The organism is Paraburkholderia sp. SG-MS1 (genome assembly GCF_012275575.1).
In the GTDB taxonomy this organism is placed as follows: Bacteria; Pseudomonadota; Gammaproteobacteria; order Burkholderiales; family Burkholderiaceae; genus Paraburkholderia.
In genome coordinates this window covers 1-349 of sequence record NZ_NPIH01000172.1, presented here as the reverse complement: position 1 = coordinate 349, position 349 = coordinate 1, and the positions used below count along the sequence as shown (strand labels likewise).

At 67.6% G+C, this 349-nt stretch carries 1 protein-coding gene; it reads right to left on the bottom strand.

Translation table 11 applies throughout. The features are described from left to right. Positions 1–320: hypothetical protein (locus CIC12_RS33630; RefSeq protein WP_194248382.1), on the bottom strand; the 320-nt coding region annotated here is incomplete at its 3' end. Positions 321–349 lie beyond the last annotated feature (29 nt).

Sequence of the window (349 nt, the reverse complement as noted above, 5' to 3'; positions counted from 1 at the left end):
GAGATGGTGGTCATGGTCATGGCGGCCATGGGCATGGTGGTCATGGTCATGGCGATGGCGGCGATGGCGATGGTGGTCATGGCGGCACGGGTCATGGCGACGGCGGCCATGGAGACGGTGGCCACGGTGATGGCGGTCATGGTGACGGTGGCCATGGTGATGGCGGTCATGGCGGCACGGGTCATGGCGACGGCGGCCATGGAGACGGCGGCCATGGAGACGGTGGCCACGGTGATGGCGGTCATGGTGATGGCGGCCACGGTGATGGCGGTCATGGTGACGGTGGCCATGGTGACGGTGGCCATGGTGATGGCGGTCATGGCGGCACGGGTCATGGTGACGGCGGCCA